This window comes from Ensifer sp. 22521 (assembly GCF_052044795.1).
GTDB lineage: Bacteria > Pseudomonadota > Alphaproteobacteria > Rhizobiales > Rhizobiaceae > Ensifer.
This window is the reverse complement of the sequence record NZ_JBQENM010000003.1, coordinates 241207-266161: the sequence shown is the minus strand read 5'-3', so window position 1 is coordinate 266161 and position 24955 is coordinate 241207. Positions and strand designations below refer to the sequence as shown.

Below are 24955 nucleotides of genomic sequence, written 5' to 3'. Positions count from 1 at the left end.
TCAATAGAGCCCGTTGCCGTTGGTGAGCAGCTTTTCACGCAGTTCCGGGGAGAGGTCTGGGTCGGCGGTGGCCGACGTGCTCGCCGTTTCGAAACCGTCGATGACGGCGCACCCGCTCATGCAGGGGGCCGTCCCTGGCTTGAAGGATTCGACAATGGCCCCGGGGGTGCCCTCGGGCACAGGTTGGCCGCTCTTCCTGTCGATCGCCTCCAGCATCATGCCTGGTGGCGCGTGGAAATCGGCCGCCGGACGCCCTTGAAGAGCTATCTTCATGAAGTCGATGAAGATGGGTGCGGCGAGACCGCCGCCGGTTTCACCATAGCCCATCGGCTTCGGCGTATCGTAGCCAAGGAAAACGCCGGTGACGATGTTCGGGGTGAAGCCGACGAACCAGACGTCCTTCTCGTCGTTGGTGGTTCCGGTCTTGCCGGCGATCGGCACACCGAGCGAGCCGACATTCCTGGCAGTGCCGCGCTCGACGACGCCGCGCAGCATCGAGGTGACTTGATAGGCCGTCATCGGATCGAGCACATAGTCGCGATCGTCGACCGGCACAGGTTCTTGCTGGCCGGTCCAGTCGGCGGCGTTGCAATCGTCGCAACGGCGCTGGTCGTGATGAAAGATCGTGCGGCCGTAGCGGTCCTGGATGCGGTCGACCATCGAGGGCGTGACCGCCTTGCCGCCATTGGCGATGACCGCATAGGCCGAAACCAGCCGCAACAGCGTCGTCTCGCCGGCGCCGAGCGACATCGGCAGATAGGGTTTGAGCTCGTCATAGATGCCGAAGCGCTTGCCGTAATCTGCCACGAGATCCATGCCGAGATGTCGGGCAAGACGCACGGTCATCAGGTTGCGACTGTTTTCCAGCCCGACGCGCAAGGTGGAAGGACCGCTGAAGCGCCCGTCGTAGTTCTTCGGCTTCCATGTCCTGCCGGCACCGTCGGCAAGGGCGATCGGCGCGTCCATCACCAGCGTCGTCGGCGCATAGCCGTTGTCGAGAGCGGCGGCATAGACGAAGGGCTTGAAGGATGAGCCGGGCTGGCGATAGGCCTGCGTCGCGCGGTTAAATTCCGACTGTACATAGGAAAAGCCGCCGGCGACTGCGAGCACGCGACCGGTGTTTGGATCCATGGAAACGAGCGCGCCCTGAACGAGCGGCGGCTGCCGCAGGACATAGCCGTCCTCCTGCTTCTCCACATAGACGACGTCGCCGGGCGTCAGAACGCCGTCGACATCCTTGGCGCAGCTGCCCTTTCCCTTGATCGAACGGCAAAGCGCCCAGCTGATGGCCTTGCGGTCAAGGCGTACGGTTTCGCCCGGCGCGCCGTCCGGTGGCGTGCCCTGAGGGCGGAGGCCGATTTCCGCGTCGGCCTTCCCGGCGGCGAGCACCACGCTCAGCCGCCATTCCGGCACGTCGGAAAGTGGCCGGAGCTTGGCGAGCGCGGAAGGCCAGTCCTTGATCGAGGATATTCTGGCGACCGGGCCGCGGTAGCCTTTCGCCTGGTCATAGGCGACGAGGCCCTTGCGCAACGCTTTCATCGCCGCCTCCTGCAGCGACGGATCGAGCGTGGTGCGCACCGAAAAGCCGGCGGTGTAGAGTGCAGCCTCGCCATACTGGGTGTTGAGCTGGCGGCGGACCTCTTCGGTGAAGTAGTCGGCAGCGGCGACCGCGGGCGACGGCGTGCGCCGATCGACGCCGAGAGGAGCTGCCGCCGCCTGGGCAGCCGTCGCTGCGTCGATAAAGCCATTCCGGCGCATCTGGTCGATGACCCAGTTGCGGCGGCCCATTGCGCGCTCCGCCTGGCGATCGGGATCGTAATTGTTGGGCGCCTTCGGCAGGGCGGCGAGGAAGGCGGCCTCAGAAACCGAGAGCTCGCTCACCGGCTTGCCGAAATAGGTGAGCGCCGCCTGTGCCACGCCATAGGCGCCGCGCCCGAGATAGATGTCGTTGAGATAGAGTTCGAGAATACGGTCCTTGGAATAGGTCTGGTCGATCCGCAGCGAAAGGATCGCTTCGCGCAGCTTCCGCTCCACCGTCCGGTCGGAAGACAGGAGGAAATTCTTGGCGATTTGCTGCGTGATCGTCGAGCCGCCGATCATGCGACGGCCGGAACCGTAGTTGGCGAGATTGGACAGAAGCGCCGTGCCGATGCTCGCAACATCAATTCCGGGATGGGCGTAGAAATTCTTGTCCTCGGCCGAAAGGAATGCCTGGCGGATGCGAACGGGGATCGCGCCGATCGGCAGAAACAGCCGGCGTTCACGCGCGAGTTCTCCGACCATCGTGCCGTCGCCGGCATAGAGGCGGGTGGTGACTGCCGGTTCCCAGTGCGCGAGCGTGCGGTGATCGGGCAGGTGTCGCGTCAACGCTGCGACGACCGTGGCCGCCGCGAGTGCGACGACGGTTACGAGATTGAGGGATGTACCAAGCAGGTTTGCGATGAACTTCATAAGGGCGGAACGGACCTTTGGGGCAATAGACGGGCTGGCCGGCACGGATGTCCGTGCGGCTCGCGGCCTGTCTTGGAACGGCATTTGGCTTCGCCGGCATGCGTGATGTCGGCTGCGGAGACGATGCGTTTGGGCGCTATGGCCAGGCGAAACGGCGCATGGGATCGATCCCCGTAAGCGGCGCAATCGGCGGCACCTTCCTGAGCTGATGCTGCCGAGCTACAGCCGCGTCAGCCGATGGAGTTCACCGTAAAGGGATTGTGCCCGAGCAACAAACCACGTTTATTTGCGAGACCCATTAGATGAGTTAGGGCATACATGGTCAGGCCATATCTTCCGCTCAATGCGCTGCGCGCCTTCGAGGCATCGGCGCGGCATTTGAGCTTCACCCGCGCGGCGATCGAACTCTGCGTGACGCAGGCTGCGGTGAGCCACCAGGTGAAGCTGCTCGAAAGCCGGCTGAACGTCACCCTGTTCAAGCGATTGCCGCGCGGACTGATGATCACGGCGGAGGGGGAGGCATTGCTGCCGGTGCTGCGGGATTCCTTCGATCGGATGGCCGACATGCTCGAGCGCTTCGAGGCCGGGCACATTCGCGAAGTGCTGATGATCGGCGCCGTCGGCACCTTTGCCGTCGGCTGGCTGTTGCCGCGGCTTGCCGACTTCCAGGCCAAATACCCGTTCATCGATGTCCGCCTTTCGACCAACAACAACCGGGTCGACATGGCCGCGGAAGGTTTGGATTTCGCCATCCGCTTCGGCGGCGGCTCCTGGCATAATATCGAGGCGACGCGGCTCTTCGAGGCGCCGCTTTCCGTGCTCTGCATTCCCGAGATCGCCGATCGACTGAAGACGCCCGCCGATCTCCTGAACGAAACGCTGCTCAGGTCCTACCGGGCCGACGAATGGGTGAATTGGTTCGAAGCGGCCGGCATTGCCTATCCGGCGCCGCTGCTGAAGGGCATCGTCTTCGATAGTTCGCTGGCGATGATGGAGGCTGCAGCCCAGGGGATTGGCGTGGCACTCGCGCCCCCACTGATGTTCTCGCGGTTGCTGTCGAACGGCACGATCCGACAGCCTTTCGACGTCCACACCTCGATGGGTAGCTACTGGCTGACGCGGCTGAAATCACGTCCGGTCACGCCGGCGATGCAGGCGTTCAGCGAATGGCTGGCTGCTGCGGCAGCACAGCAGGCAGCGGCCTTGTCGCCACCTCTGGCACAAGACGCGCTCGCCGGCTGAGACGGAAAATCTTTTCCTTGGAGGCGTAGACCCGGGTTGCGCCTCGCGGCGCAGCGCGCACGTGCTTGAGGCTGCCATAAGACCAAATAATTCTAATGTCTGCCCTGAATTCTTGTGATGCCCGTTTGTGCCCACCCAGGGCGCCGCCCTTGTCGGCATTAACGGGGAGAGGCAGCCCGCTCGCGTCTTGCTCAGCCATCCTTTGCCGTCGAATACTCATACACTGTGCGGCCGGTTTGCGGGTCGACGCCGGCGAGGCTGACCTCGTAGCCCCAGAGGTGGCGCACATGACGCAACGTCGCGTTACGGCTGCCCTCTTCGAGCACGATGCCGCTCTTGATGTTGTGCTGCAATCGAAGGTGCCGGTCCCCCAGCAGATCGACGTCCATCACCTGAATATCAGGCTGGTTGGCGGCGACGTCGTAGCTGTTGGAAAGCGCCGAGCGAACCGCCGAATAGCCGCGTTCGTTGTGGATCGACGCGACCTCGACAAAACGCTCGGAAGCGCGGTCCGCGAGATGGAACAGCCGGAATTTGCGCATCACGGCCGGGCTCAGATACTGCAGGATGAAGGATTCGTCGCGGTGGTTGGCCCAGGCATCGCGCAGCGTCTCCATCCAGTCGCCGTTGCCGGCAAAGGACGGAAACCAGTCGCGGTCCTCGGCCGTCGGCTCGGTGGCGATCCGCTGGATGTCCTGCATCATTGCAAAGCCGAGCGCATAGGGGTTGATGCCGGGATAGCGCCGGTCGTCGAAATCCGGCTGGAAGACGACGTTGGAGTGGCTCTGCAAGAGTTCCAGCATGTGGCCCTCGCCAATCCGGCCCTGGTCGTAGAGCCGGTTGATGATGGTGTAGTGGACGAAGGTCGCGCAGCCCTCGTTCATCACCTTCGTCTGCCGCTGCGGGTAGAAATATTGCGCGATGACCCGAACGATCCGGAGCAATTCCCGCTGCCACGGCTCCAGGATCAGGCTGTGTTTCTCGAGAAAATAGAGCAGGTTCTCTTCCGGCAGGTTCAGCACCTTCTTGCGCTCGGAAGCGTCCCGCTCGGCCTCGGCCGGGTCATGGCTCTCGGCCGTCTGCGGCAGCGTTCGCCAGAGATCGCTATAGGTCTGTTCCTCATATTCCAGCCGTTCCCGCGCCCGTTCCCGAACTTTTTCGGAGGAGAGCCGCGGCGGCCGGCGATAGCGGAAGACGCCCTGGTCCATCAGCGCATGGGCCGAATCGAGGATCGCCTCGACGGCGGCGGTGCCGTGCCGCTCCTCGCATTTGGTCACGTATTTCTTGGCGAAATCCATGTAGCTCAGGATCGCACCGGCATCGGTCCACTGGCGGAAGAGGTAGTTGTTCTTGAAAAAATGATTGTGGCCGAACGCGGCATGCGCCGTGACCAGCGCCTGCATCGCCATCGTGTTTTCTTCCATGAGATAGGTGATGCAGGGGTTGGAATTGATCACCAGCTCATAGGCGAGGCCGCGGTGCCCCTTGCGATAGTGGTGCTCCTCATAGGCGAAGCGCTTGCCGAAGGACCAGTGCTGGTACATGAGCGGCATGCCGACCGAGGAATAGGCGTCGAGCATCTGCTCGGAGGTGATGATCTCCAGCTGGTTCGGGTAGACGCTGAGGCCCATTTCCTCAAGCGCGACTTGCTCGATCGCGTCATAGGCACGCGAAAGGGTCGTGAAGTTCCAGTCCGAGCCCTGGAACAGGAGGCCTGAAGTCGCACGTCGAGCCATCCGGTCGTCCCCTCATTTCCGGGTGCGTGTGGCCGGCTGCCGGGCAAAGAGCCTGCGGAAGACCGGGTAGATATCGGCGGGCTTGGCGATGCGCGTCATCTGGAAATTCGACTTCTCGCCATCCACCGTGCGATAGGCACGCCAGAGCGCAGTGCCGTTGTCCGTCGATCCGAAGATCTCCGTCTCTCGCTCGTCGATGATCTCGACATAGGCGTAGTACTGGCAGAGCTTCGTCAGTTTCTCCCGGAGGAGCGCTGCGCAATGCTCGCTGTCGCCGATGATGTTGTCGCCGTCGGAGGCCTGCGCGGCATAGATATTCCAGATCTGCGAGGGGTAGCGGTCCTCGATGATCCTAATCATCTCCTCGAGCGCGGTCGAGACGATCGTGCCGCCGCTCTGGGTGCTGTAGAAGAACGTCTCCTCGTCGACCTCGCGGGCCTCGTCCGTGTGACGGATGAAGACGATGTCGATCCGTTCGTAGCGCCGTTTCAGGAACAGGTGCAGAAGCACGAAGAAGCGCTTGGCGAGATCCTTTTCGCGTTCGCCCATGGAGGCCGAGACATCCATCAGGCAGAACATCACCGCATTGGCGTTCGGCAGCGGCTGCTGTTCGAAGCGGTTGAAGCGGATGTCGACCGGGTCGACATAGGGAATGCGCCGCCGCTTGCGCTCGATCCTCTCCAGTTCGCTGCGAAGCTCGCTGAGCCTCTGGCGGTCCTTCGGCGAAATCTCCGGCGCCGCCTCCAGCCGCGCGATCTCCTCGGAAAGGACGGTCAGTTCCTTTTCCTTGGGCCGATGCAGCGCCATGCGCCGGCCGAAGCTGTTGCGCATCGTCCGCCCGACATTGATGTTGGTCGGCGTGCCGGCGGTGGCAAAGCCTGCGCGACGCGGTTTGAACGTCACCGTTTCCTTGAGGCTGAGCTTGACCATGTCGGGCAATTCCAGATCCTCAAAGAAGAGATCCAGCACCTCTTCGCGCGACAGGATGAACTGGAAGTCGTCTTCGCTTTCTCCGGTCCCGGGGCGGCCCTTGCCGCCTCCACCCCCACCCGCTTCCGGCTTCGGCAGGCGGTCGCCGGCCGAAAACTGCTTGTTGCCGGGAAGCACATAATTGCGTTCGCCGCTGCCGCGGGCCGGCTGGAATGTCGGCTCACTGGCACCGTCGGTCGGCATCGGTACGCCGTGCGCGGCATCGACGTCGATGATCCTGTCGGATTTGACCTGTTCCTTGATGACCCGCTTGAGTTCCTCGCGGGCCCGTTTCAGAAAACGCTGTCGGTTGCCGAGGCTCTTATCCTTCGGATTGAGCCGCCGGTCGATGAAATTCGGCATATACCAATCCCCTGCTTCGGCATCGTCAGCCCGCCTTGTTGACCCGCATGTACCAATCGACCAGCCGTCGGACCTGACGCTCGGTATAGCCGCGCTCGGTCATGCGCTGGACGAATTCGGCATGCTGCTTCTCGGAGGCGCTGTCCTTCTTCGAGCCGAAGCTGATGACCGGCAGCAGGTCTTCGACCTGGCCGAACATGCGCTTCTCGATCACGTCGCGAAGCTTCTCGTAGCTCGTCCAGGAGGGGTTGCGCCCATGGTTCTTGGCGCGGGCGCGCAGGGTGAACTTTACGACCTCGTTGCGGAAGTCCTTGGGGTTCGCAATGCCGGCCGGCTTTTCGATCTGCGACAGCTCGCTGTCGAGGATCTCCCGGTTGAGGATCTGCCCCGTGTCGGGATCCTTGAAGTCCTGGTCTTCCAGCCAGGCGTCGGCATAGGCGATGTAACGGTCGAAGAGGTTCTGACCGTATTCGCTGTAGGATTCGAGATAGGCCTTCTGGATTTCGTGGCCGATGAATTCGGCGTAGCGCGAGGCAAGCTCGGACTTGATGAAATCGAGATAGCTCGCCTCGGTCTCCTTCGGGAACTGTTCGCGGCGGATCGCCTGTTCCAGGATATACATGAGGTGCACGGGATCGGCCGCGACCTCCTTGGTGTCGTAGTTGAAGGTCTCGGACAACACCTTGAAGGCAAAGCGTGTGCTGATGCCGGTCATGCCCTCGTCGACGCCGGCGGCGTCGCGATATTCCTGAACGGACTTCGCCTTGGGATCGGTGTCCTTCAGGTTCTCGCCGTCATAGACCCGCATCTTGGTATAGAGCGGCGAGTTCTCGTGGCGGGCAAGCCGGGTCGAGACGGTAAAGCGGCTGAGGCTTTCCAGCACTTCCGGCGCGCAGGGGCTCTTGGTGAGCTCGCTTTCGCGCAGCAGCTTCTCGTAGATCTGCCGCTCCTCGGTAACGCGCAGGCAGTAGGGAACCTTGACGACCAGGATGCGGTCGAGGAAGGCCTCGTTGTTCTTGTTGTTCTTGAACTGCAGCCATTCGGACTCATTGGAGTGCGCAACGACGATGCCCTGATAGGGGAACCCTCCGAAGCTTTCAGTGCCGTTGTAATTGCCTTCCTGGGTCGCCGTCAGCAAGGGATGCAGGACCTTGATCGGCGCCTTGAACATTTCGACAAACTCGAGCAGGCCCTGCGTCGTCCGGTTGAGGCCGCCGCTGTAGGAATAGGCGTCGGGGTCAGCCTGGCTGTAGTTTTCAAGCTGGCGGATGTCCACCTTGCCGACCAGCGAGGAAACGTCCTGGTTGTTCTCGTCGCCGGGTTCCGTCTTCGCGATCGCCACCTGGCGCAGCCGCGATGGCATCAGCTTGACCACACTGAACTTGGAGATATCGCCGTCGACTTCGTCAAGCCGCTTCGTCGCCCAGGGCGAAATCAGACCGGTCAGACGGCGCCTGCCGATCCCGTATTTGTCTTCGAGCAAGTCGGCCATGCGGTCGGGGTGAAAGAGGCCGAGGGGGGATTCGAAGACGGGGCTGACCTTGCCGCCGACTGCCAGCGTGTAGATCGGCTGCTGCTCCATCAGTTTCTTCAGCCGCTCGGCGAGTGACGATTTGCCGCCGCCGACCGGTCCGAGCAGGTAGAGGATCTGTTTGCGCTCCTCGAGCCCCTGGGCGGCGTAGCGGAAGTAACCGACGATCCGCTCGATCGTGTCTTCCATGCCGTAGAAATCGGCGAAGGATGGATAGATCTTGACGGTACGGTTTGAAAAGATGCGGCCGAGGCGTTCGTCCGCGCTGGTATCGATCAGGGTTGGATTACCGATGGCAGTGACCATCCGCTCTTGCGCGGTGGCATACATGCTTTTGTCGTCGCGACATGCGAGGAGGTATTCTTGAAGGCTGATTTCTTCTTGCGCTGCACTGGTATAGATCTCCGAGAAGAGATCAAAAACGTCGCATTCGCTCTTTTGCATCATGCTCTCCCGCGGCCGCTGGCTGAGACGGGGATCGCTGCTTATCGGCTCGCTCATTCGAATAAACGGCGTCCCATGCGCAATGTTCCCTCAGAGTACTCGCTTTCTGGTGATTCTCGAAGGGGTTGTTTCGATGAATGAAAAATCGTGACTGCGACATCACGAAATCCTGATCGGACCGGTGGTGACGGGGCAAGAAGGTCGGCACGATCGACCTTCGGGAAGCCTGAAAGCCATGCTGGCCGCCCGCGCACGACGAGTTGGTTTCCTCAGTCGCTGACTGGCGCGCCGAGGTGGTGGGAGAGGAAGGCCAGAACCGCCTCCCGCATGGTCGGAGTTTCGACGTGGCCGATGCCGGGCTCTGCAACCAAGGATAAGTTGCGCTCGGCGCCAGCCGCCCGATAGGCGGCGCGCGTTGCGGCATGGGCCTGCTCCACCGCCTGCGGCGGCGTCAGCGGATCGTCGAGCCCCACACAGATCAATTGTGGCCGCGGTGCAACGAGCCCGGCGATTTCGCCAGTCGAGGTCTCCATGAGCAGACCGGGGATCGTGAGATAATGGCCGTGCAGATCGTGAGCGCCGGTTGCGACGAGCGTGGCGAAATCCGCATAGCAGCAGAGGTGGGCGATTGCCGCGATCCGCGGGTCGAGCGCAGCCAGGAAGTAGGAAAGGGTGGCGCCCATGGAGATCCCGGTCATGCCGATGCGCGCGGGGTCGACGTCGTCACGCATTGAAAGCCAAGTGAGCGCTGCCTGCTGTTCGGAAAGCATCTGGCCGAAAACGGTTCCGCCATACCAGAGGGCAGCCTTCGTCGCGGCGCTCTCTCTTACGATCGAGCGCTCTCCGAACGTCGGCATGTCGATGCACAGGGTAACGAAGCCGTGCTCCGCGAGAACGGGCCCAGGCGGGCTGAGCAGTGCCGGCCGGCCACCAAGCAGTTCGTTCGCGCCGATCTCGTAGCGTCCGCCATGGGCGTGGGCGTAGAGGATCGCTGGTCGAGGCCCGTCGTTGACGGGTGGTCGTGTCAGAAAGCCGCGGATTTCAGCGCCGTTGCGAGGTGTGCGAAAGCGCAGCCTCTCGACGATGTAAGAACCACGATCCTCCATCACGCAGACATCCAGGAACAGTTCCGTATCAGCGAGACCGAGAAGCGTGCGCAGGCGCTCGGCGGAGAAGGACATTGGTGGCGCCTAGCGAACGAGCCAGCCGCCATCGACCGGCAGCACCGTTCCGGTGACATAGCCGGAGGCGGGTGCTGCGAAGAAGAGCACGGCGGTCGCGAGATCGTCGGGCGTGCCCCAGCGCCCCATCGGAATGCGGGCGGAGATCTGGGCGTTGCGATCGGGGTCGTTGCGCAGCGCCTCGGTGTTGTCGGTCGCCATGTAGCCCGGCGCGATCGCATTGACGGTAATCCCGCGCGGTGCCAGCTCGTTGGCCATTGCCTTGGTGAGGCCGGCGATGCCGTGCTTCGAGGCGGCATACGCCGGCACGCGGACGCCGCCCTGGAAGGTCAGCATCGAGGCGACATTGACGATGCGGCCGGCGCGTCCGGTCGAGACCATGTGTCTGGCTGCGGCCTGCGACAGCAGAAAGGCCGCCTTCAAGTTGACGTCGAGCACACTGTCCCAGTCTTCCTCGGAATAGTCGAGCAGGTCGGCGCGGCGAATGATGCCGGCATTGTTGACGAGGATGTCGATGCCGCCGAGGGCGGCCACGACGTCGCCGATCGCCGACGCCGCGTCGAAAGGCCTGGAGAGATCGACGGTCAGTTCGTGAAAGCGAACACCCGCCTCTCGTACCAGCGCTGCCGTCTCCGGCATGGGCGTCGAACCGAGGGCGGCGATATCGGCGCCGGCCCGCGCGAGTGCCAGGGCCATGCCCTGGCCGAGGCCGGTGCGGGCGCCGGTGACGAGGGCGGTCTTGCCTGTGAGGTCAAACAGCGCGTTCAAGGCGAAGCCCCTTGTCGTTGAAGAGGTGTATGGGGGCAGCCGCGAGCGACAGCCTGATGTCGGATCCCGGTGCCAGGTCATGCTGACCGGGGGCGACGACCAGGATCTTCTGGCCGGCGACATCGGCATGCAGCACGGTTTCGGAACCGAGCGCCTCGACGAGGCGGATCTTGGCGGGAATGCCGCTTTCACCGGCATCAAGCGTGATGTGCTGCGGCCGGACGCCAAGCGTGATGGGTGAACCGCTTGCCGCCGCGTTGTCTGTGATTGGAACCTGCAGCCGATGCCCGCCCTTCAGCGTCGCGACCGCCGTGCCGGCGCCGGCCGCTTCCAGCGTACCTTCAAGGAAATTCATGTGCGGCGAGCCGATGAAACCGGCGACGAAGCGGTTGGCCGGCTTGTTATAGAGTTCGAGCGGCGTGCCGATCTGCTCGATGCGGCCGGCGCGCAGGACGACGATGCGGTCGGCGAGCGTCATCGCCTCTACCTGGTCGTGTGTCACATAGATCATCGTTGCCGACAGCCGGGCGTGGAGGGCCGCAAGCTCGGCGCGGGTGGAGCCGCGCAGTTCAGCGTCGAGGTTCGACAGCGGCTCGTCGAGCAGGAAGGCAACGGGGCGGCGCACGATCGCGCGGCCGATCGCGACGCGCTGGCGCTGGCCACCCGAAAGTTGCCCGGGGCGGCGCTCGAGATAGGGCTCGATCTCGAGCATGCGCGCCGCTTCCCCAATACGCTCGGCGATCTCCGTCTTCGGCATCCGGGTGTTTTCGAGGCCGAAGGCGAGGTTCTGGCGCACGCTCATATGCGGATAGAGTGCGTAGGACTGGAAGACCATGGCGAGGCCGCGGTCGGCGGCCGGCACGTCGTTGACCACCTTGCCATCGATCGCGAGTTCTCCGCCTGTCGGCTTTTCCAGCCCGGCGATCATGCGCAGAAGCGTGGACTTGCCGCAGCCGGAGGGGCCGACGAAGACGACGAGCTCGCCGTCCTTGATATCCAGGTTGATGCCATGAAGCACGTCGACGGCGCCGAACGACTTGGTCACATTGGTAAGCTTGATGTGGCCCATGGGTGCCCCCTTATTTCAGTCCGGTGCCGGCAATGCCGGTGGTGATGAAGCGTTGCAGGAAGATGAAGACCAGGACGACCGGGATCATGGTCACGACCGTCATGGCGAGAATGAAATGCCACTGCACGTTCAGCTCTCCTGAATAGATGCTTAAGCCGACCTGCAGCGTATAGAGTTCCTTGCGGGAGAGCACGATCAGCGGCCAGAGGAAGTCGTTCCAGCGCCAGACGACGGAGAAGATCGCAAGCACGGCGAGCGCAGGTGCCGTCAGCGGCAGGATGATGCGCCAGTAAATCTGCCACTCCGATGCCTTGTCCATGCGCGCGGCGTCGATCAGCTCGTCGGGGATGGTCAGCATGTATTGGCGCAGGATGAAGACGCCGGTCGGCGTCGCGACCGTTGGCAGGATCACGCCCCAGAGATTGTTGAACAGACCAAGCGCCGAGACGATCGAATAGAGCGGCACCATGATCACCGACAGCGGCACCATCAGGGTGGCGAGGATCAAGAGCATCGCGAAGGTGCGGCCGCGGAACTCGTATTTGCTGAGCGCAAAGGCGGCCATCGAATTGACGATGAGCGTGATCACCGTCGCCGTCACCGTGACGAAAACGGAGTTCCAGAGATAGCGGACGAAATCGAAATGGGTGAAGGGCTCGCTGTAGTTCGACGTGGCGAAGGACATTGTACGCACCGGCGTGCGCTCGGCGATGTTGACCTTGACGATCTCGGTCGGCTTTTCCGGCGCGACCATCTGGCTGACGATGCCGATGCGGCGAACCTCGGCGAGCACCTTCTTGCTGCCATCCGGCAGCGTCACCTCGTAGAGGTCGAGCGGCTTGTCGTAACCTTCGACGGTCGCCTTCTGCGTTACATAGGGCATGATCGTCGGCGGAAATTCGGCAAGGGCCGCCGGAGACTTGAAGGAGGAGCCGACGAGCCAGACGGCCGGACCGAACATGATGAAGAGACCGCCGATGAGCCAGACCCAGGTGACGATATCGGTCCAGTGCCAGCCATTGCGGCCGCGACGTCGAAAGATGAATTCGGCAAGGCGGCTCATTTTCGGGCTCCCTTCTTCTCGCCTTTGCGGCCAAGGCCGAGCTGGACCAGGGTGAGGACAACCAGCACGGCGCCCATCAGGATCGAGGCGGCTGCGGCAAGGCCGGGATTGCGCAACTGCGTCGCGAAGCCGGTCTCGTAGATGTATTGCGTGATATAGAGTGTGCTGGTGCCTGGACCCCCGCCGGTCAGCACGTAGATCTCGTCGAAGATCTGCACTGCGCGGATCAAGACGAGCACGATGACGACGAGCAGGTTGGGCATCAGCAGTGGCAAGGTGATGCGCCAGAAGGCGCGCGCCGGACGGGTGCCGTCCATCTCGGCCGCTTCATAGAGATCCTTCGGGATCGCCTGCAGGCCGGCAAGCAGGATCAGCGTATAGAAACCCATATGCGCCCAGATCGAAACGCCGACGGTTGCCGCAAAGGACCAGTTGCGGTCGTTGAGCCAGGTATAGGGATCGAAGCCAAGGCCGTAGAGGCCGAAGTTGAGCAGGCCCTGACGCTGCAGAATCCATTTCCAGATCAGGCCGACGACGACGGGCGAGAGCAGCACGGGGAAGAAGAACACCGCCCGCCAGAAGCTGCGCGCCATCAGGTCGCGGTTGAGGATCAGCGCCGTCACCAGCGAGAACAGGATCATCAGGGTGACCTGCAGCACCACGAACCAGGCGGTGTTGCCGACGGCGGTCCAGAACGTGTCTTCGGCGCAGCTGTTCGGGTTGGTGTAGTTGGCGCAGTCGAAGAGCCGCGCATATTGGTCGCCGCCGACGAAGCTTCGGTCGGGGAGGAAGAGGGCTGTTCCGCCGGTCATGGAATAGGCGAAGTTGATGAAGAACGGCAGCAGCACGAATATGCCGAAGATCAGCATGTTCGGCAGCAGGAAGAAGGTCGCCATGCCGCCGATGCCGAGCCGGCGCTGCACGAAGCGGAGCGGCGCATCGACGGCGCCCATCAGCAGGCGCACGGGCACCATGACCGCCTCGCCAAGGCGTGAGCCGCCTCCTCTTAGAACATCTGCCTTCATCGTTTGCTACCTCGCCACCGGTCGCGCTTTGTAGCGCAACGATCGTCGCCGGATTGTGATCTGCTGCCCGCAAGAGGCGGGCAAGCGCTGCTTGCCGGATGTCAGCATTATGTAAGCTTATGCTTACTGGTGTGTCGGCGGTTGATCCGACGGCATGATACGTCACGCCGTCGGAAACCGGGTATCGATCGCCCGGATCAGTTGCCGCTATCTTTCACCTTGGTGGCGATATCGCTATCGATGCGCGTGAACGCTTCGTCGACCGTCATCTCGCCGGCAGCAGCCTGGCTGACGCGGGTGACGAGCGCGCCGTAGACGGCGTCGGACCAGAGCCAGCCGGGCAGCTTGCGCGCCTCGTCGGAGAGCGACTTGCTCGCCTCGACGAAGCCGTTGAGCGCCGCCTTTGCCTGGGGGTCGTCGGTCTTGAAGTCGAGCTCCTTGGCAAGCACGCCCGTATGCGCAGGCAGGAACAGGGTGCGCTCGGAGAACTCCTTCACGATCGGTTCGCTCGCGAGATAGTCCATCACCTTGGCCACTTCCTTCGGGTTCTTGGTGTATTTGACCGCCACCAGACCCGCGCCGCCGGTCATGCCGGTGCAGTTCGCCGGGCCGCAGGGACTGCCGGTCGCCACCCAGTCGAAGTTGGTTCCGATCTTCGTCGAGAAGTTCGGAACCTGCCAGGAACCGGAATAGTAGTAGACGAGCTGTCCGTTGATGAAGTCGTCGGCGGCGGCGCGATAGGTGGAGCCGGCGGCCGAAACCCAAACGTCCTTGCTCATCGTGCCGTCGGCAACCCAGCCGACGAAGGTCTTCAGGAAGTTCTTCGAGCCATCATCAAGCGGCGCCGGCTTGCCGTCGGCGCCGATGTAGTTGCCGCCATAGGCAAGGTTCGGGCCGCTGAGGCGGTGACCGGAACGGTCGAGCGCCATCGGGAAGGGAACCTGCTGGTTTTCGGCCACCTGCTTGGCTGCCTTCGCCCAGTCGTCCCAGGTCGCATCCTTGCCGGGGATCGCGACGCCCGCCTGGTCGAACAGCGTCTTGTTGGCAAAGCCGCCGGCAATCGTGATCTGGGTCATGAAACCGGAGATCTGGTTCGATCCGTCCGGGCGCATCCAGTCTGCCTGCCCGCCGAAATTCTGGTCCCAATAGGTGGGATCGGCAACCAGCGGCCTAAGGTCGAGCCAGTGCTGGCTCTGGGCCTTGAGGTTGGTGACGCGGGCGATATCGGGGCCGTTGCCGGCTTCGAGCTGCACCGGCAGCTGCTCCTTGACGACGCTGTAGGACACGTTGTCGAGGATCACGTTGATCCCGGGGTTCTCCTTCATGAAGCGGTCGAGCAGGTCCTTCAACACCTCGCCTTCGACGCCATCGGAGTACCACATGATGCGCACGTCGCCGGCCATTGCCGCCGTCGACGTCAGGAGCCCGACGGCGAGCGCCGCGAGCGTCGTTCCGGTCTTCTTCATTGTCTTTCTCCTCCACTTATCCATACACGAGCTTCCTCCCGCTCGTTTGGGATGGCGCCGGCTTCCCCGGCCGGCGCAATTCTTCGTCCGCCTAGCCGGCGGCGAGCATGGTTGCCTCGCCTGCCACGGTGAAATCCTTGGCGGCGATAATGCGCCCTTCGGCTTCCGTCGAACCGTCGTTGCGGAAGACGACGCGACCATAGTCCGGATCGTTGATGACGAAAGCACCGTCGGCAGTTTCCTCGACGGAGAGCCCGGCAAACTTCGTTTCCACCCCGGAAAGCTCTTCGGTTTCGCAAACCCGGACGATCCAGCGCGTCTTGTGACCGGCCTGACGCAGCTCCGCATTCGCTGACGGGCCATCGGTCACCGGTAACAGTTCGGTTGCGCCGATCAGGACAACGGCGCCACGGCCGCTGCGGGCCAGCGCGAGCTTGCCCTTGACCCTGCTCTCGTCGAACTCGGCGACCGGAAACCACGCATGGGTGAAATCCGGCTGCTCGCTGACGGTCTCAAAGTCGAGTACGGCCAGCCCCCTGTACTGGTGGGCACGAGGGAGGGTGCCGCAACCACCCCAATAGGATGGCCGGCCGTACCCGAACTGAATGGTCTCGCCCGGATGGTTGATCCAGATCGCCGCTTCGGGGCGTTGGCCAAGACGCAGGTGCAGCACCGTTTCCTGATAGCCCCATTCGTTCCAGCGATAATGCGCCGCCGAGCCCATGGCGAAATGGCGGCCTTTGTAATGGTAGAGCGCCGCAAAGCGGTTTTCGCCCTGGGCGAAGCGCCACTCCTGATGGGCTGCATCGTCCTCATGGCAGGCGACGGTGGCAAGCGCCTCCGGCACCACCAGACCGTGGTCACGCAGGCAGACGGCAAGCTGCGGCAGTGCATGCACGCGGCGGCCGTACCAGCCCTTGCCCCAGAGCAGGCGCGCGACACCCGAGAGTTCGAGCGAGCGGCCGGCGCAGAGCGTGTGCTCGTAGGAGCGCCCCTGGGCTGCCGTCACCATGCCGTGATGGGCCGAGCGGGCGATAATCTCGCAGAGGCGCACGATGCCCTTCTTGGCGCGGTCGGCGATGTCGGCGTCGGGCGAGAGTGCCGCCAGTGCCGTCAGGCCTTTGAGGTCGATCGGGAAATAAGGCGCGGAGTTGAACTCGGCCATTTCCCAGGCTTCGAAGTGATCGAGCCAGGCGCGAACGCGGGCAGCACCGACGGTGCTTTGCTCGCTGCCCTTGCGGCCGGAGCGACGGAAGGTCGCCTCGGGGAAGAGATGGCCGGCGAGATAGGCCGAAGTGTGGAACAGAAGCGCGTGGTTTTCGGAGAAATACCACTGCACGTCGTTGCCGGGTTCATCCATCCAGTAGCGGAAGCCAAGGATCGCCTGATCGATGCGATCGCGCGTCTTTTCGCCGATATCCTGGCCCCATGTGGTGCGCGACCAGATCAACGGCACCAGCGAGAAGTCGGCGCAGTCGTGGCAGTCCTCGATTGAGGGCAGAATTTCCTCGATCATCGCGTCGGTGTCGGTATCGCCGCGACCGCTGGCAAGCCGGGCGAAGGCGCGGACCGTGTCACGTTCGGAAAAGCCCGAGATCTCGTCGAGCGTCTCGGTAATGCGACGCGCAAGCGTCTCCGACGGTTTGCCCTGGCGGCCGGCGTGGCAGATCTCGACACCAAGAGAGCGCGACGCAACGAAGCCGCCGGCATCAAGCGTGATGCGGAAATGGCGGAAATCGGCCGGTGTCTCTTGCGATGGTCCGACAACTAGCCTCTTGTCGCCGGCCTTCAGCACGAAGTCGTGGTCGAAGCGCTCGGTCGACATGAAGTCGCCTTCGACCGCGACATTGACCTTGACATCGAGCGGCAGGGCGGCGGCGAAGAGAAGGGTGATGTCGCCCTCGAAATAGGCGGTCCGTTCGAAATGCATGCCGTCGAGTGCGGTCTCGATATCGGCGGCGGCCGCACTCGGGCAGGGAACGGGCAGCGCTACGCGCGCCGGCGGTCCCGAGAGATAGTCGAACTGGAAGAAATAACGCGCGTCGCGCTCGGCGAGGTCGTCGAAGAAGATCGTGACTTCGTTGAGCCCGGCCTTGAGCTCAAGATCGAATTCGGCCTTGGCCTCGAGATTGCGGCTATAGGGCGCCATCCAGCCCACCTCTGCGCCGTTCAGGAAGAGCACTGCACCGCCGCAGGTGCCCAGGCGAATCTTGGCGGTGCCAGCCGTGTCGGCCTCGATCGAGGTGCGGGCCCAGGTTGCAAGCCGTGTCGGCCGGAACCAGAAGCCGGAGAGGTCGAGCCGCGGCGATCCGAAGGGCAGCCACCAGCGGCTGGCCTCGAATGTGCCGCGCACCTGCGGCCGCTTGCCGCGAAACTTTTCGGCAAAAATCGTCCGGCAGGGGTACTCGTGCGGAATGAAGTTCTTGTGCTTGGTCAGAAAGAAGAAGGGGTCCATTTCGCCCTTCATCGGCTGGTCCGGCACGTCGAAGCGCTCCTCGGCGATTGCGCCGAGCTGCCAGTAGCCAATGGCCTGCTCCGCGGCGAGGTTCTTCTTCAGATGGAAAATCGTATCGCTCATTTCAGCTCAGCCAAGGCTACGGGGGTGACGTCGTTGTATTCCTGGTTCTCGCCGGTCATGCCCCAGACGAAGGCATAGGGGCCGGTGCCGGCGCCCATATGGATCGACCAGGCGGGCGAAAGCACTGCGTCGCCGTTTGCGACGATCAGGTGCCGGGTCTCCTCCGGCTCGCCCATCACGTGGACGATGCGGTCTTCCGGCGCCATGTCGAAGTAGCAATAGGCCTCCATGCGCCGCTCGTGCACATGCGGCGGCATGGTGTTCCAGGCGCTGCCTTCGGCCAGATCGGTAATGCCCATCAGAAGCAGGCAGGAGGGCATGACTTCCGGATGGATGTACATGACGAGGCGCCGCTTGTTCGAGCGCTTGACGTCGCCGAGCTCAAGCGCCTTTGCCTCCGCCCTCTTGATCAGCCGGTGTGGCAGATCGGCACCGGCGGGAACCGAGTTCATGTAGAAGCGCGCCGGGCGGTCGGCGGTCTCGCTTGCAACGACGATCTCCTTTGCGCCACGCCCGACATAGAGAACGTCGCGATTTTCGAGCACGAAGTTCTTACCGTCGACGGTGATCGTCCCGGTGCCGCCAAGATTGGCGATGCCCATCTCGCGCGCCGAAAGCAGATAAGGCGTGCCGATATCGGCGCCGGAGCCGAAGGAGACGCTCTTTGTTTTCGGCATGGCACCGCCGAGGATCAGGCGGTCGACATGGGTATAGGTGAAGTTCACCACGTCTTCCGCAAAGAGATCGCTGATCAGGAACTCGCGGCGCAGCCGCGCGGTGTCGTAGCCTTTGATATCCTCGGGGTTGGCCCCGTAGAGAACCTTCATCGTCATGCTGCCTGTCCTTCCGCGCCGACATGCTGCAGGGCTTCGGAGAGACACAGGATTGCCAGTGCCTGGCCATAGCCGGTCGGCTGAATTGGGATGTCCTTGTAGAATTGCAGGTCGTGGCCCATGCGTGTGCCGTAGGAGACGTTGAGCACGGTGCCGCTTTCATCGATGTTGCGCATCACGACTTCAAGCGCGCGCAGACCGGCGGCTCTCCAGGCGGGCGTTCCATAGCCGAGCCGATAGCCCTTGAGCAGGCCATAGCCGATGCCGGCCGTCGCGGAAATTTCCTCATAGGAGGTCGCGTCGTCGAGCAGCGTGCGCCAGGCGCCGGAAGCGGCCTGCAGCGGCAGCAGTGCCTCGACCTGGGTGACGAGCACGCCGCGCAGGTATTCCTTGACCGGTGGGGCGAGTTCCGCGAGGTCGAAGAAATCGAGCATGCCGGCGGTGATCCAGGCATTGCCGCGGGCCCAGCGGGCGCGGGCGAAATTGTGCCGGCCGTCGAAGGTCCAGCCATGGAACCAGAGGCCCGACTGGGTGTCGGCAAGGTAGCGGGCATGGACGAGAAACTGCCGTGAGGCCTCGTCGACCAGTTCGCGCCGGCCACTCGCCTGGCCATAGGAGGCGAGGAACAGGGCGACCATATAGAGCGTGTCGTCCCAGAGCTCGTTGTCATTCACCTTGTCGGAGACATGGTGCTCGAATCCGCCTTCCGGCGTCCGGCCCATTTCGCTCATCACCCGGTTTGCCCAGTCGTCGAGCAGCGGCTTCCAGCGGGGATTCCTGGATTTGGCCCAGAGAACCGAGAGGCCGAGCATCGGCGCGGTCGTGTTGACGTTGAGTTCCGGAAGCCCGGCAGCAACGCGTCCTTCATACCAGCCTTCGATAAGCTGACGGATGTCCTCGCGGCCGGTAAACAGCCAGAGCTTGATCAGGCCATAGAGGCCAACACCCTGCGGCCATTCCCAGCTGTCGAAGCTGATGTAGTCGCCTGCGGTCCCGTCGAGGTTCGGTTCATCGAACCGGCCGTCATGCTTGAGACCGGTCATACCGCCGACAAGACGATCGAGACCCGTGCGAATATCGTGGGCGTTGAGGCCCATGGCACTCCTCCTCCTTAAGCCGCTCTTCCCTCGGCTTTCTTGAGAAAGATAAAGGCACGATGTTTTTTCTTGCGCAACATGAAAATTTTTCCCAATATTGTGACAAGGGAGGATCACATGATCGCAAAACCGCTGCCGGGCAAACGCGGCAAGAAGAGCAAACGCGTTCGGCTGGAGGACATCGCGGAAGCCTGCGGCGTCTCCTTGAGCACCGCCTCCCGCGCCCTTGCTGGCGAAAAGGGCGTGCGCGCGGAAATCCGCCAGAAGGTGCTGGAAGCGGCCAAGAACGCCAACTACGTGATCCCCACGGCGGTCGCCGGTCAGAAGGTCATCGTGGCGGCGTCGAGTGCAGCCATGATCGACTATGTGCGCAACCAGTTTACCCACTATGTGCTGGAGGGGTTGAAGGAGCGGGCCCACGCGTTGGATCTCGAAATCGTCACCCGGCCAATCGCGGATCGAAACGAAGAGTTGGCCGTTCTTGCCGAGGCCGAAGAGGACGAGCAAGTCGCCGGTCTCTTGTTTCTCACCATCGACGATGAGGGCATGATTGCCGCCACCCGCGGCTTCGACAAGCCGGTTGTGCTCTTGAACAGCGACGATCCTTATATGCGGCTATCGAGCGTCACGCCCTGCAACCGATCGAGCGCGCGGCTTGCGACCGACCATCTGATCGAGCTGGGCCACGAGCGCATCCTGTTCCTGATGCGGCCGGGGCGCCGTACGATTGAGCGGCGCTACGAGGGCTGGCGCGACGGGCTGCTCGCGAAAGGCCTGCCCGCTACCGACGACTTGCTCGTCACCGTCGAGGACTGGCTGCCGGAGCTTGCGATACAGGCGCTGACGCAGCGGATTTCGGAGCGGGGGCTGGATTTCACCGCCGTGCTCGCAGCCGGCGACAGCCTCGCGGTCGGGGCCATGCTCGGCATCCAGCAGAAGGGCTTTTCGGTTCCAGGCGATGTCTCGGTCATGGGCATGGATGATCTGCCGCAGGCGGCCTTCCTCAATCCGCCGCTGACGACGATGCACATCCCGATGCGCGAGATCGGTTCCGTCGCGCTCGACCTCTTGCGCGACACGCTCTCCGGTATCCCGGCGCCGCCGCGACGGGTGGAGCTTGCCTGTCACCTGGTGCCGCGCGCCTCGACGGCACCGCCGCGCGGCGCCTAAGCCCGCGGCGAAGTCGCTACGACAGCCAGGTCGGCAGACGTGCCGGGACGCGGCCCGTGAGCGCCGCCTCAACGCAATCGGCGAGGCTGCCGAAGCGAACGGCGCGCCCGGAGAGGCCGGGGCCGTAATGGGCGTACTTTCCGGAATTGGTCATCAGCGCCCGCGTCTTCGTCGGGAACACCGGCTCCGAGATCGAGCACCAGCAGAGATCCGGCAGCACCTGGATACCACTTGCCTCCAGTCGAGCCAGCAGACCCTCTTCCCGTGCTGCGGCGATCGCGTCTCGTCCGGCGGTCACGATTAGGGCGACATCGCCATGCCGCTTGCGACCGTCGAAGGCGTCGGCCAGAGCGCGGCATTCCTCGAGCGAGGCGTGCGGGCTGCCGATGGCGACGAGCTCAACCTCGGCTGGTCCCTCGTTGAAATGCGCCCAGGCCTCGGCCATGTCGGCACGTGTGATGGCCGTTTGGTCGGCATCCTCAGCCGTGGCACCTTCCGCTTCCGGGGTTACACCTTCCACATGCAACATGGGGGCTGCGGACGTGGTGCCGAAGGCGGCGCAGAGCGCCTTCAGATCGTCGCGCGAGGGTCGTGCGGACGCAAGTCCACGCAACAGCGGGATGCGATCGGGGGCTGCACGGCCGGCGAGGTAACCGATCAGCGGCCAGAACGCGTCATCGATATTCCCAGGCAGGTCCACGTCGATGACGCGTTTTGCCTTGCGCGGCGCATCGAGATAGACGCCCGAGAGGGGCGCGCGGCCGGTCAGCGCGATGCAGAGGTCGAGAAAATCCGGGTGTTTTGCCGTGCGAGCGCCAAGCACGGTGTTGGCGAAGATCACGGCATTGGATTCCGCCCAGGCAATGGATTCGCCTGATTTCGGTGCGCTGTCGAGCAGATAGGGCGAACAGGTGAAGGTCGGGCGACAGCCCATGCGCACATAGGCATCGGCAAGCTTAGCCGCCGGGTCGCCGAAGCTTTCCGGCACGCCTTGCGCCCGCCAGTTGGCGCGGTCGACCGAGATCGCGTTCATCGTGGTCGGCACGCGAACCATGGCGCCCATGTTCGCCATCTTTTCGGCGAAGGTAAGGTTGGCGGGGCTCGCATAGATGCAGCCGTCGATATGGCCCTGGACCACGTCGATGAGCTTTTCCGCCCCCTGCTGTGCGGCCATCGCGGAAATGATCCGCATCGCTTGCTGCACGGCGATGCCGTCGCGGCCGTCGAGCATGGCGCGGTCGTCTTCGGTGAGGTCGAGAGCCGCCGTCGCCGGCGGCTCGACCGGGATCGTCAGGCCGTCGGTCTCGATCGTGCCAGCGCCGATCCGTGCTGACTTTGCCTGCGAGAGCATCTTGAAGGCGTCGCGTGAAAGCCTGAGCACCGGCAAGGATTTGCCAAACATCTCAGCCGCAATCAGGGCGCCGAGCGTCAACACGTCCTCAGCCTCCGAGAACACCAGCGCTGCCGGTGCACGGCCCGTCAGCGCCATGTCGAGCAGAACGCCCGAACCGGTACAGGAACCGCGGCTCGACGGCATCATCAGGATGCCGCCGGTGAGACAGATCCCGTGCAGCGGGTGATGCACATCGATCACCACGCCGGTTGCCGGATCGACCCCACCCCAGAAGCTCAGCGCCTCCTCGGTGGCGATGATGGGGCCATCGGCGGAGCCAGAGAGAATGCTGCGGGCGGAGATCGATTGGGTCATTTTACGACAAATCCATGGGCGAAGGGGTCGCGGTCATCGATGAAGATCGTGTTGATGCCGGTCATGCGGGCCCAGCCGGCGATCGAAGGGATGATGGCGTCGCGGTCGGCAACCTTGGTCGCCGCCTCGACGCGGCCCTTGAACAGCGAGCCGATGATCGATTCATGTACGAACTCGTCACCGACTTTGAGCTTGCCCTTGGCGGCAAGCTGCGCCATGCGCGCCGAGGTGCCGGTGCCGCAAGGCGAGCGGTCGATCGCCTTTTCGCCGTAGAAAACGGCGTTGCGCGCCTGCGCCTCGGCCTGCGTCGGCTTGCCGGTCCACTGGATGTGGCTCAGACCCTGGATTTCCGGATGCTCCGGATGGACGAACTCGTACTTGGCGTTGAGGGCTGCGCGCAACTTCGGACTCCAGCCGACGAGTTCGCCAGCGGTATGGTCGGCCATGTCTCGGAAATTCTTCTGCGGTTCGACGATGGCGTAGAAATTGCCGCCATAGGCAACGTCGACCACGATTTCGCCGAGGCCCTCGACTTCCGCCGTCAGTCCTTCAGCATAGAGGAAGCCGGGAACGTTGGTAAGGCGGACTTCCTCGACGAAGCGGCCCTCCTGACGGTAGGTGATATCCACCTTGCCGGCGGGCGCGTCGATCGAGAGCTTGCCCGGCTCGCGCGGGGTAATCAGCCCGTTCTCGATCGCCATGGTGATGGTACCGATCGTGCCGTGGCCGCACATCGGCAGACAGCCGGAGGTCTCGATGAAAAGCACCGCGACGTCACAGTCGGGCCGCGTCGGCGGATAGAGGATCGAGCCCGACATCATGTCGTGGCCGCGCGGCTCGAACATCAGGCCGGTGCGGATCCAGTCGAACTCGCGCAGAAAGTGGGCCCGCTTCTCCAGCATGTTGGCCCCTTCGAGCCGTGGCCCGCCGCCGGAAACGAGGCGGACCGGGTTGCCGCAGGTGTGTCCGTCGATGCAGGAGAAGGTGTGGTTGGCCATGGTCGAAGCCCTATCAGAAACGTTGCGGCGAGAAGGATTGGATGTCGATTGCCGGCCGTTGGCCGGTCAGGAGTTCGGCGACGAGACGCGCGGTGCCGGCCGATTGCGTCAGGCCGAGATGGCCGTGGCCGAAGGCGTAGATCACGCGCCCCGTGGCGCGGGCGCGGCCGATCGCCGGCAGGCTGTCGGGCAGTGACGGGCGGAAGCCCATCCACTGCACGCCGCATTCGCTTTTGAAGCCGGGCAGGAAGGTCTGCGCCTTCTTCAGCATCGCTTCCGAGCGGCGGAAATTCGGCGGCAGCTTCAGGCCGCCGAGTTCGACGGCGCCGCCAACCCGGATGCCGGTCGAAAGCCGCGTGACGACAAAGCCGTGGCCGCCGAAGGTGACCTGGGTGCGCAGGTCAAAGGCGTCCTGCGGCAGCGTGGTGTTGTATCCGCGCTCGGTTTCCAGAGGGATGCGCTCTCCAAGCGTCCGGGCGATCTGATGCGAGAAGGCGCCGGCGGATAGCACAACCTGGTCTGCACGCCGTGTCTTGCCGTTGGACGTCAGTTCCACGCCACCCTCGACCGGCCGCAATGCCGTAACCTCGGCGCGTTCGATGATGCCGCCCTTCGCCCGGAAATGGTCTGCGAGCGCGAGGGTATAGAGCTTCGGATCGGCGATCGAGTACCAACCGGGCGTGAAGGTGCCATGAGTAAAGCGCGGCGCGAGACCGGGCTGGATCTCGGCCATTTCGGCAGCACCCATATGGCGGAATTCGATGCCGTGCTCCGCCCGCGCCTTCCAGCCGGGAAGCGATGCCTTCAGTTCGGCTTCGCTTTCATAGACCTGGAGATTGCCTTCCTTGCGCAGCATCGGCAGCGTGCCGGTTGCCGTCAGGAACGGTTCCAACTCGGCCTTCGAAAGATCCATGATCGCCGTCTGCGCCGTCGTCGAATGCGCCACCTTCTTAGGCGAGCAGGCGCGCCAGAAGCGGAACATCCACGGCGCGATCTGCACCGCGTAGGCCGGCGGGACGCTCAAGGGCCCAAGCGGGTCGAGCAACCACTTCGGCGCCTTTTTCAGGATGCCGGGAGAGGCGAGCGGCAGGATGTCGGTAAAGGCGAAGGCCCCGGCATTGCCCGCCGAGGCACCTGCGGCCGGACCTTCCCGGTCGAGCACGGTGACGGAAAGTCCCCGTGCCTGGGCGGCGATCGCCGCGGAAAGGCCGACAACGCCGGCGCCGATGACGATGACGTCAGGCTGAGCTGCATCCTTCATGA

19 protein-coding genes are annotated in these 24955 nt (G+C 63.6%); 3 read left to right on the top strand and 16 right to left on the bottom strand.

Annotation, left to right across the window (positions count from 1 at the left end):
* Entirely contained in the window at positions 1–2451 is a 2451-nt protein-coding gene (locus tag ACTJKE_RS05345) for a penicillin-binding protein 1A (RefSeq protein ID WP_440691340.1), read from the bottom strand.
* Positions 2452–2498: 47 nt separating this feature from the next.
* Here ACTJKE_RS05345 and ACTJKE_RS05340 point away from each other — a divergent pair, with 47 nt between their 5' ends.
* Both ACTJKE_RS05340 and ACTJKE_RS05335 read left to right on the top strand, forming a co-directional pair.
* The gene (locus ACTJKE_RS05340; protein ID WP_156437155.1) at positions 2499–2660 is read left to right on the top strand and encodes a hypothetical protein; all 162 of its coding nucleotides are present in this window, start codon (positions 2499–2501) and stop codon (positions 2658–2660) included.
* A 109-nt stretch (positions 2661–2769) separates the two neighbouring features.
* Complete coding sequence (locus ACTJKE_RS05335; RefSeq protein ID WP_093233324.1) at positions 2770–3693, top strand: LysR family transcriptional regulator; 924 nt, start codon at positions 2770–2772, stop codon at positions 3691–3693.
* 191 nt (positions 3694–3884) lie between these two features.
* On the opposite strand, the gene ACTJKE_RS05330 is transcribed toward ACTJKE_RS05335, so the two are convergent.
* The 12 genes from ACTJKE_RS05330 to bglB form a co-directional block, all read right to left on the bottom strand.
* Positions 3885–5429, bottom strand: coding sequence for a SpoVR family protein (locus ACTJKE_RS05330; RefSeq protein WP_057251936.1), 1545 nt, complete (start codon positions 5427–5429; stop codon positions 3885–3887).
* Positions 5430–5441: 12 nt separating this feature from the next.
* Entirely contained in the window at positions 5442–6761 is a 1320-nt protein-coding gene (locus ACTJKE_RS05325; protein ID WP_057251935.1) for a YeaH/YhbH family protein, read from the bottom strand.
* Positions 6762–6786: 25 nt separating this feature from the next.
* The gene (locus ACTJKE_RS05320; protein WP_058329685.1) at positions 6787–8736 is read right to left on the bottom strand and encodes a PrkA family serine protein kinase; all 1950 of its coding nucleotides are present in this window, start codon (positions 8734–8736) and stop codon (positions 6787–6789) included.
* A 269-nt stretch (positions 8737–9005) separates the two neighbouring features.
* The gene (locus ACTJKE_RS05315) at positions 9006–9917 is read right to left on the bottom strand and encodes an alpha/beta hydrolase family protein (protein WP_058329686.1); all 912 of its coding nucleotides are present in this window, start codon (positions 9915–9917) and stop codon (positions 9006–9008) included.
* A 9-nt stretch (positions 9918–9926) separates the two neighbouring features.
* Positions 9927–10685 (bottom strand): 2-dehydro-3-deoxy-D-gluconate 5-dehydrogenase KduD, encoded by a 759-nt coding sequence (gene kduD / locus ACTJKE_RS05310; RefSeq protein ID WP_058322791.1) that lies wholly within the window; start codon positions 10683–10685, stop codon positions 9927–9929.
* On the bottom strand, positions 10669–11754 hold the full coding sequence (locus ACTJKE_RS05305; protein ID WP_110880476.1) for a sn-glycerol-3-phosphate ABC transporter ATP-binding protein UgpC: 1086 nt from the start codon (positions 11752–11754) through the stop codon (positions 10669–10671). Before ACTJKE_RS05305 ends, kduD begins: the two co-directional genes overlap by 17 nt.
* A gap of 10 nt (positions 11755–11764) precedes the next feature.
* A complete protein-coding gene (locus tag ACTJKE_RS05300) occupies positions 11765–12817 on the bottom strand; it encodes a carbohydrate ABC transporter permease (RefSeq protein WP_057251931.1) in 1053 nt (350 codons plus the stop codon).
* Positions 12814–13842: a carbohydrate ABC transporter permease gene (locus ACTJKE_RS05295; RefSeq protein ID WP_440660218.1), complete on the bottom strand. Its 1029-nt coding sequence runs from the start codon at positions 13840–13842 to the stop codon at positions 12814–12816. The genes ACTJKE_RS05300 and ACTJKE_RS05295 overlap by 4 nt, the downstream gene beginning before the upstream one ends.
* A 197-nt stretch (positions 13843–14039) precedes the next feature.
* Positions 14040–15308: an ABC transporter substrate-binding protein gene (locus ACTJKE_RS05290; RefSeq protein WP_058329688.1), complete on the bottom strand. Its 1269-nt coding sequence runs from the start codon at positions 15306–15308 to the stop codon at positions 14040–14042.
* Positions 15309–15399: 91 nt separating this feature from the next.
* Positions 15400–17886, bottom strand: coding sequence for a hypothetical protein (locus tag ACTJKE_RS05285; protein ID WP_113511418.1), 2487 nt, complete (start codon positions 17884–17886; stop codon positions 15400–15402).
* The gene (kduI, locus tag ACTJKE_RS05280) at positions 17883–18719 is read right to left on the bottom strand and encodes a 5-dehydro-4-deoxy-D-glucuronate isomerase (RefSeq protein WP_058329690.1); all 837 of its coding nucleotides are present in this window, start codon (positions 18717–18719) and stop codon (positions 17883–17885) included. The genes ACTJKE_RS05285 and kduI overlap by 4 nt, the downstream gene beginning before the upstream one ends.
* On the bottom strand, positions 18716–19816 hold the full coding sequence (gene bglB, locus ACTJKE_RS05275; RefSeq protein ID WP_058329691.1) for a beta-galactosidase BglB: 1101 nt from the start codon (positions 19814–19816) through the stop codon (positions 18716–18718). The genes kduI and bglB overlap by 4 nt, the downstream gene beginning before the upstream one ends.
* Before the next feature lie 117 nt (positions 19817–19933).
* On the opposite strand from bglB, the gene ACTJKE_RS05270 reads away from it, so the two are divergent.
* Positions 19934–20986, top strand: a complete 1053-nt coding sequence (locus ACTJKE_RS05270) for a LacI family DNA-binding transcriptional regulator (RefSeq protein ID WP_058329692.1) — start codon at positions 19934–19936, stop codon at positions 20984–20986.
* Positions 20987–21002: 16 nt separating this feature from the next.
* Here the strand turns inward: ACTJKE_RS05270 and lhpI are convergent, their stop codons facing one another.
* Genes lhpI through ACTJKE_RS05255 form a run of 3 tightly spaced genes read right to left on the bottom strand, consistent with a single transcriptional unit; the run spans position 21003 to position 24953 of the window.
* Positions 21003–22694 carry a cis-3-hydroxy-L-proline dehydratase gene (gene lhpI / locus ACTJKE_RS05265; protein WP_058329693.1) on the bottom strand — a complete coding sequence of 564 codons (1692 nt, stop codon included), beginning with the start codon at positions 22692–22694 and terminating at the stop codon, positions 21003–21005.
* Positions 22691–23692 carry a 4-hydroxyproline epimerase gene (locus tag ACTJKE_RS05260; RefSeq protein ID WP_058329694.1) on the bottom strand — a complete coding sequence of 334 codons (1002 nt, stop codon included), beginning with the start codon at positions 23690–23692 and terminating at the stop codon, positions 22691–22693. The genes lhpI and ACTJKE_RS05260 overlap by 4 nt, the downstream gene beginning before the upstream one ends.
* A gap of 13 nt (positions 23693–23705) precedes the next feature.
* Positions 23706–24953: an NAD(P)/FAD-dependent oxidoreductase gene (locus ACTJKE_RS05255; RefSeq protein WP_113511421.1), complete on the bottom strand. Its 1248-nt coding sequence runs from the start codon at positions 24951–24953 to the stop codon at positions 23706–23708.
* Positions 24954–24955 lie beyond the last annotated feature (2 nt).

Bases quoted from the DNA above. Each gene is read 5' to 3' on its own strand.
- ACTJKE_RS05295 (WP_440660218.1), bottom strand. From the start codon at position 13,842: ATGAAGGCAGATGTTCTAAGAGGAGGCGGCTCACGCCTTGGCGAGGCG.
- ACTJKE_RS05325 (WP_057251935.1), bottom strand. From the start codon at position 6,761: ATGCCGAATTTCATCGACCGGCGGCTCAATCCGAAGGATAAGAGCCTC.
- ACTJKE_RS05290 (WP_058329688.1), bottom strand. From the start codon at position 15,308: ATGAAGAAGACCGGAACGACGCTCGCGGCGCTCGCCGTCGGGCTCCTG.
- ACTJKE_RS05300 (WP_057251931.1), bottom strand. From the start codon at position 12,817: ATGAGCCGCCTTGCCGAATTCATCTTTCGACGTCGCGGCCGCAATGGC.
- ACTJKE_RS05335 (WP_093233324.1), top strand. From the start codon at position 2,770: ATGGTCAGGCCATATCTTCCGCTCAATGCGCTGCGCGCCTTCGAGGCA.
- ACTJKE_RS05255 (WP_113511421.1), bottom strand. From the start codon at position 24,953: ATGAAGGATGCAGCTCAGCCTGACGTCATCGTCATCGGCGCCGGCGTT.
- kduI (WP_058329690.1), bottom strand. From the start codon at position 18,719: ATGACGATGAAGGTTCTCTACGGGGCCAACCCCGAGGATATCAAAGGC.
- ACTJKE_RS05315 (WP_058329686.1), bottom strand. From the start codon at position 9,917: ATGTCCTTCTCCGCCGAGCGCCTGCGCACGCTTCTCGGTCTCGCTGAT.
- ACTJKE_RS05345 (WP_440691340.1), bottom strand. From the start codon at position 2,451: ATGAAGTTCATCGCAAACCTGCTTGGTACATCCCTCAATCTCGTAACC.
- ACTJKE_RS05285 (WP_113511418.1), bottom strand. From the start codon at position 17,886: ATGAGCGATACGATTTTCCATCTGAAGAAGAACCTCGCCGCGGAGCAG.
- ACTJKE_RS05260 (WP_058329694.1), bottom strand. From the start codon at position 23,692: ATGGCCAACCACACCTTCTCCTGCATCGACGGACACACCTGCGGCAAC.
- bglB (WP_058329691.1), bottom strand. From the start codon at position 19,816: ATGGGCCTCAACGCCCACGATATTCGCACGGGTCTCGATCGTCTTGTC.
- ACTJKE_RS05330 (WP_057251936.1), bottom strand. From the start codon at position 5,429: ATGGCTCGACGTGCGACTTCAGGCCTCCTGTTCCAGGGCTCGGACTGG.
- ACTJKE_RS05340 (WP_156437155.1), top strand. From the start codon at position 2,499: ATGTCCGTGCGGCTCGCGGCCTGTCTTGGAACGGCATTTGGCTTCGCC.
- lhpI (WP_058329693.1), bottom strand. From the start codon at position 22,694: ATGACCCAATCGATCTCCGCCCGCAGCATTCTCTCTGGCTCCGCCGAT.
- ACTJKE_RS05320 (WP_058329685.1), bottom strand. From the start codon at position 8,736: ATGCAAAAGAGCGAATGCGACGTTTTTGATCTCTTCTCGGAGATCTAT.
- ACTJKE_RS05305 (WP_110880476.1), bottom strand. From the start codon at position 11,754: ATGGGCCACATCAAGCTTACCAATGTGACCAAGTCGTTCGGCGCCGTC.
- ACTJKE_RS05270 (WP_058329692.1), top strand. From the start codon at position 19,934: ATGATCGCAAAACCGCTGCCGGGCAAACGCGGCAAGAAGAGCAAACGC.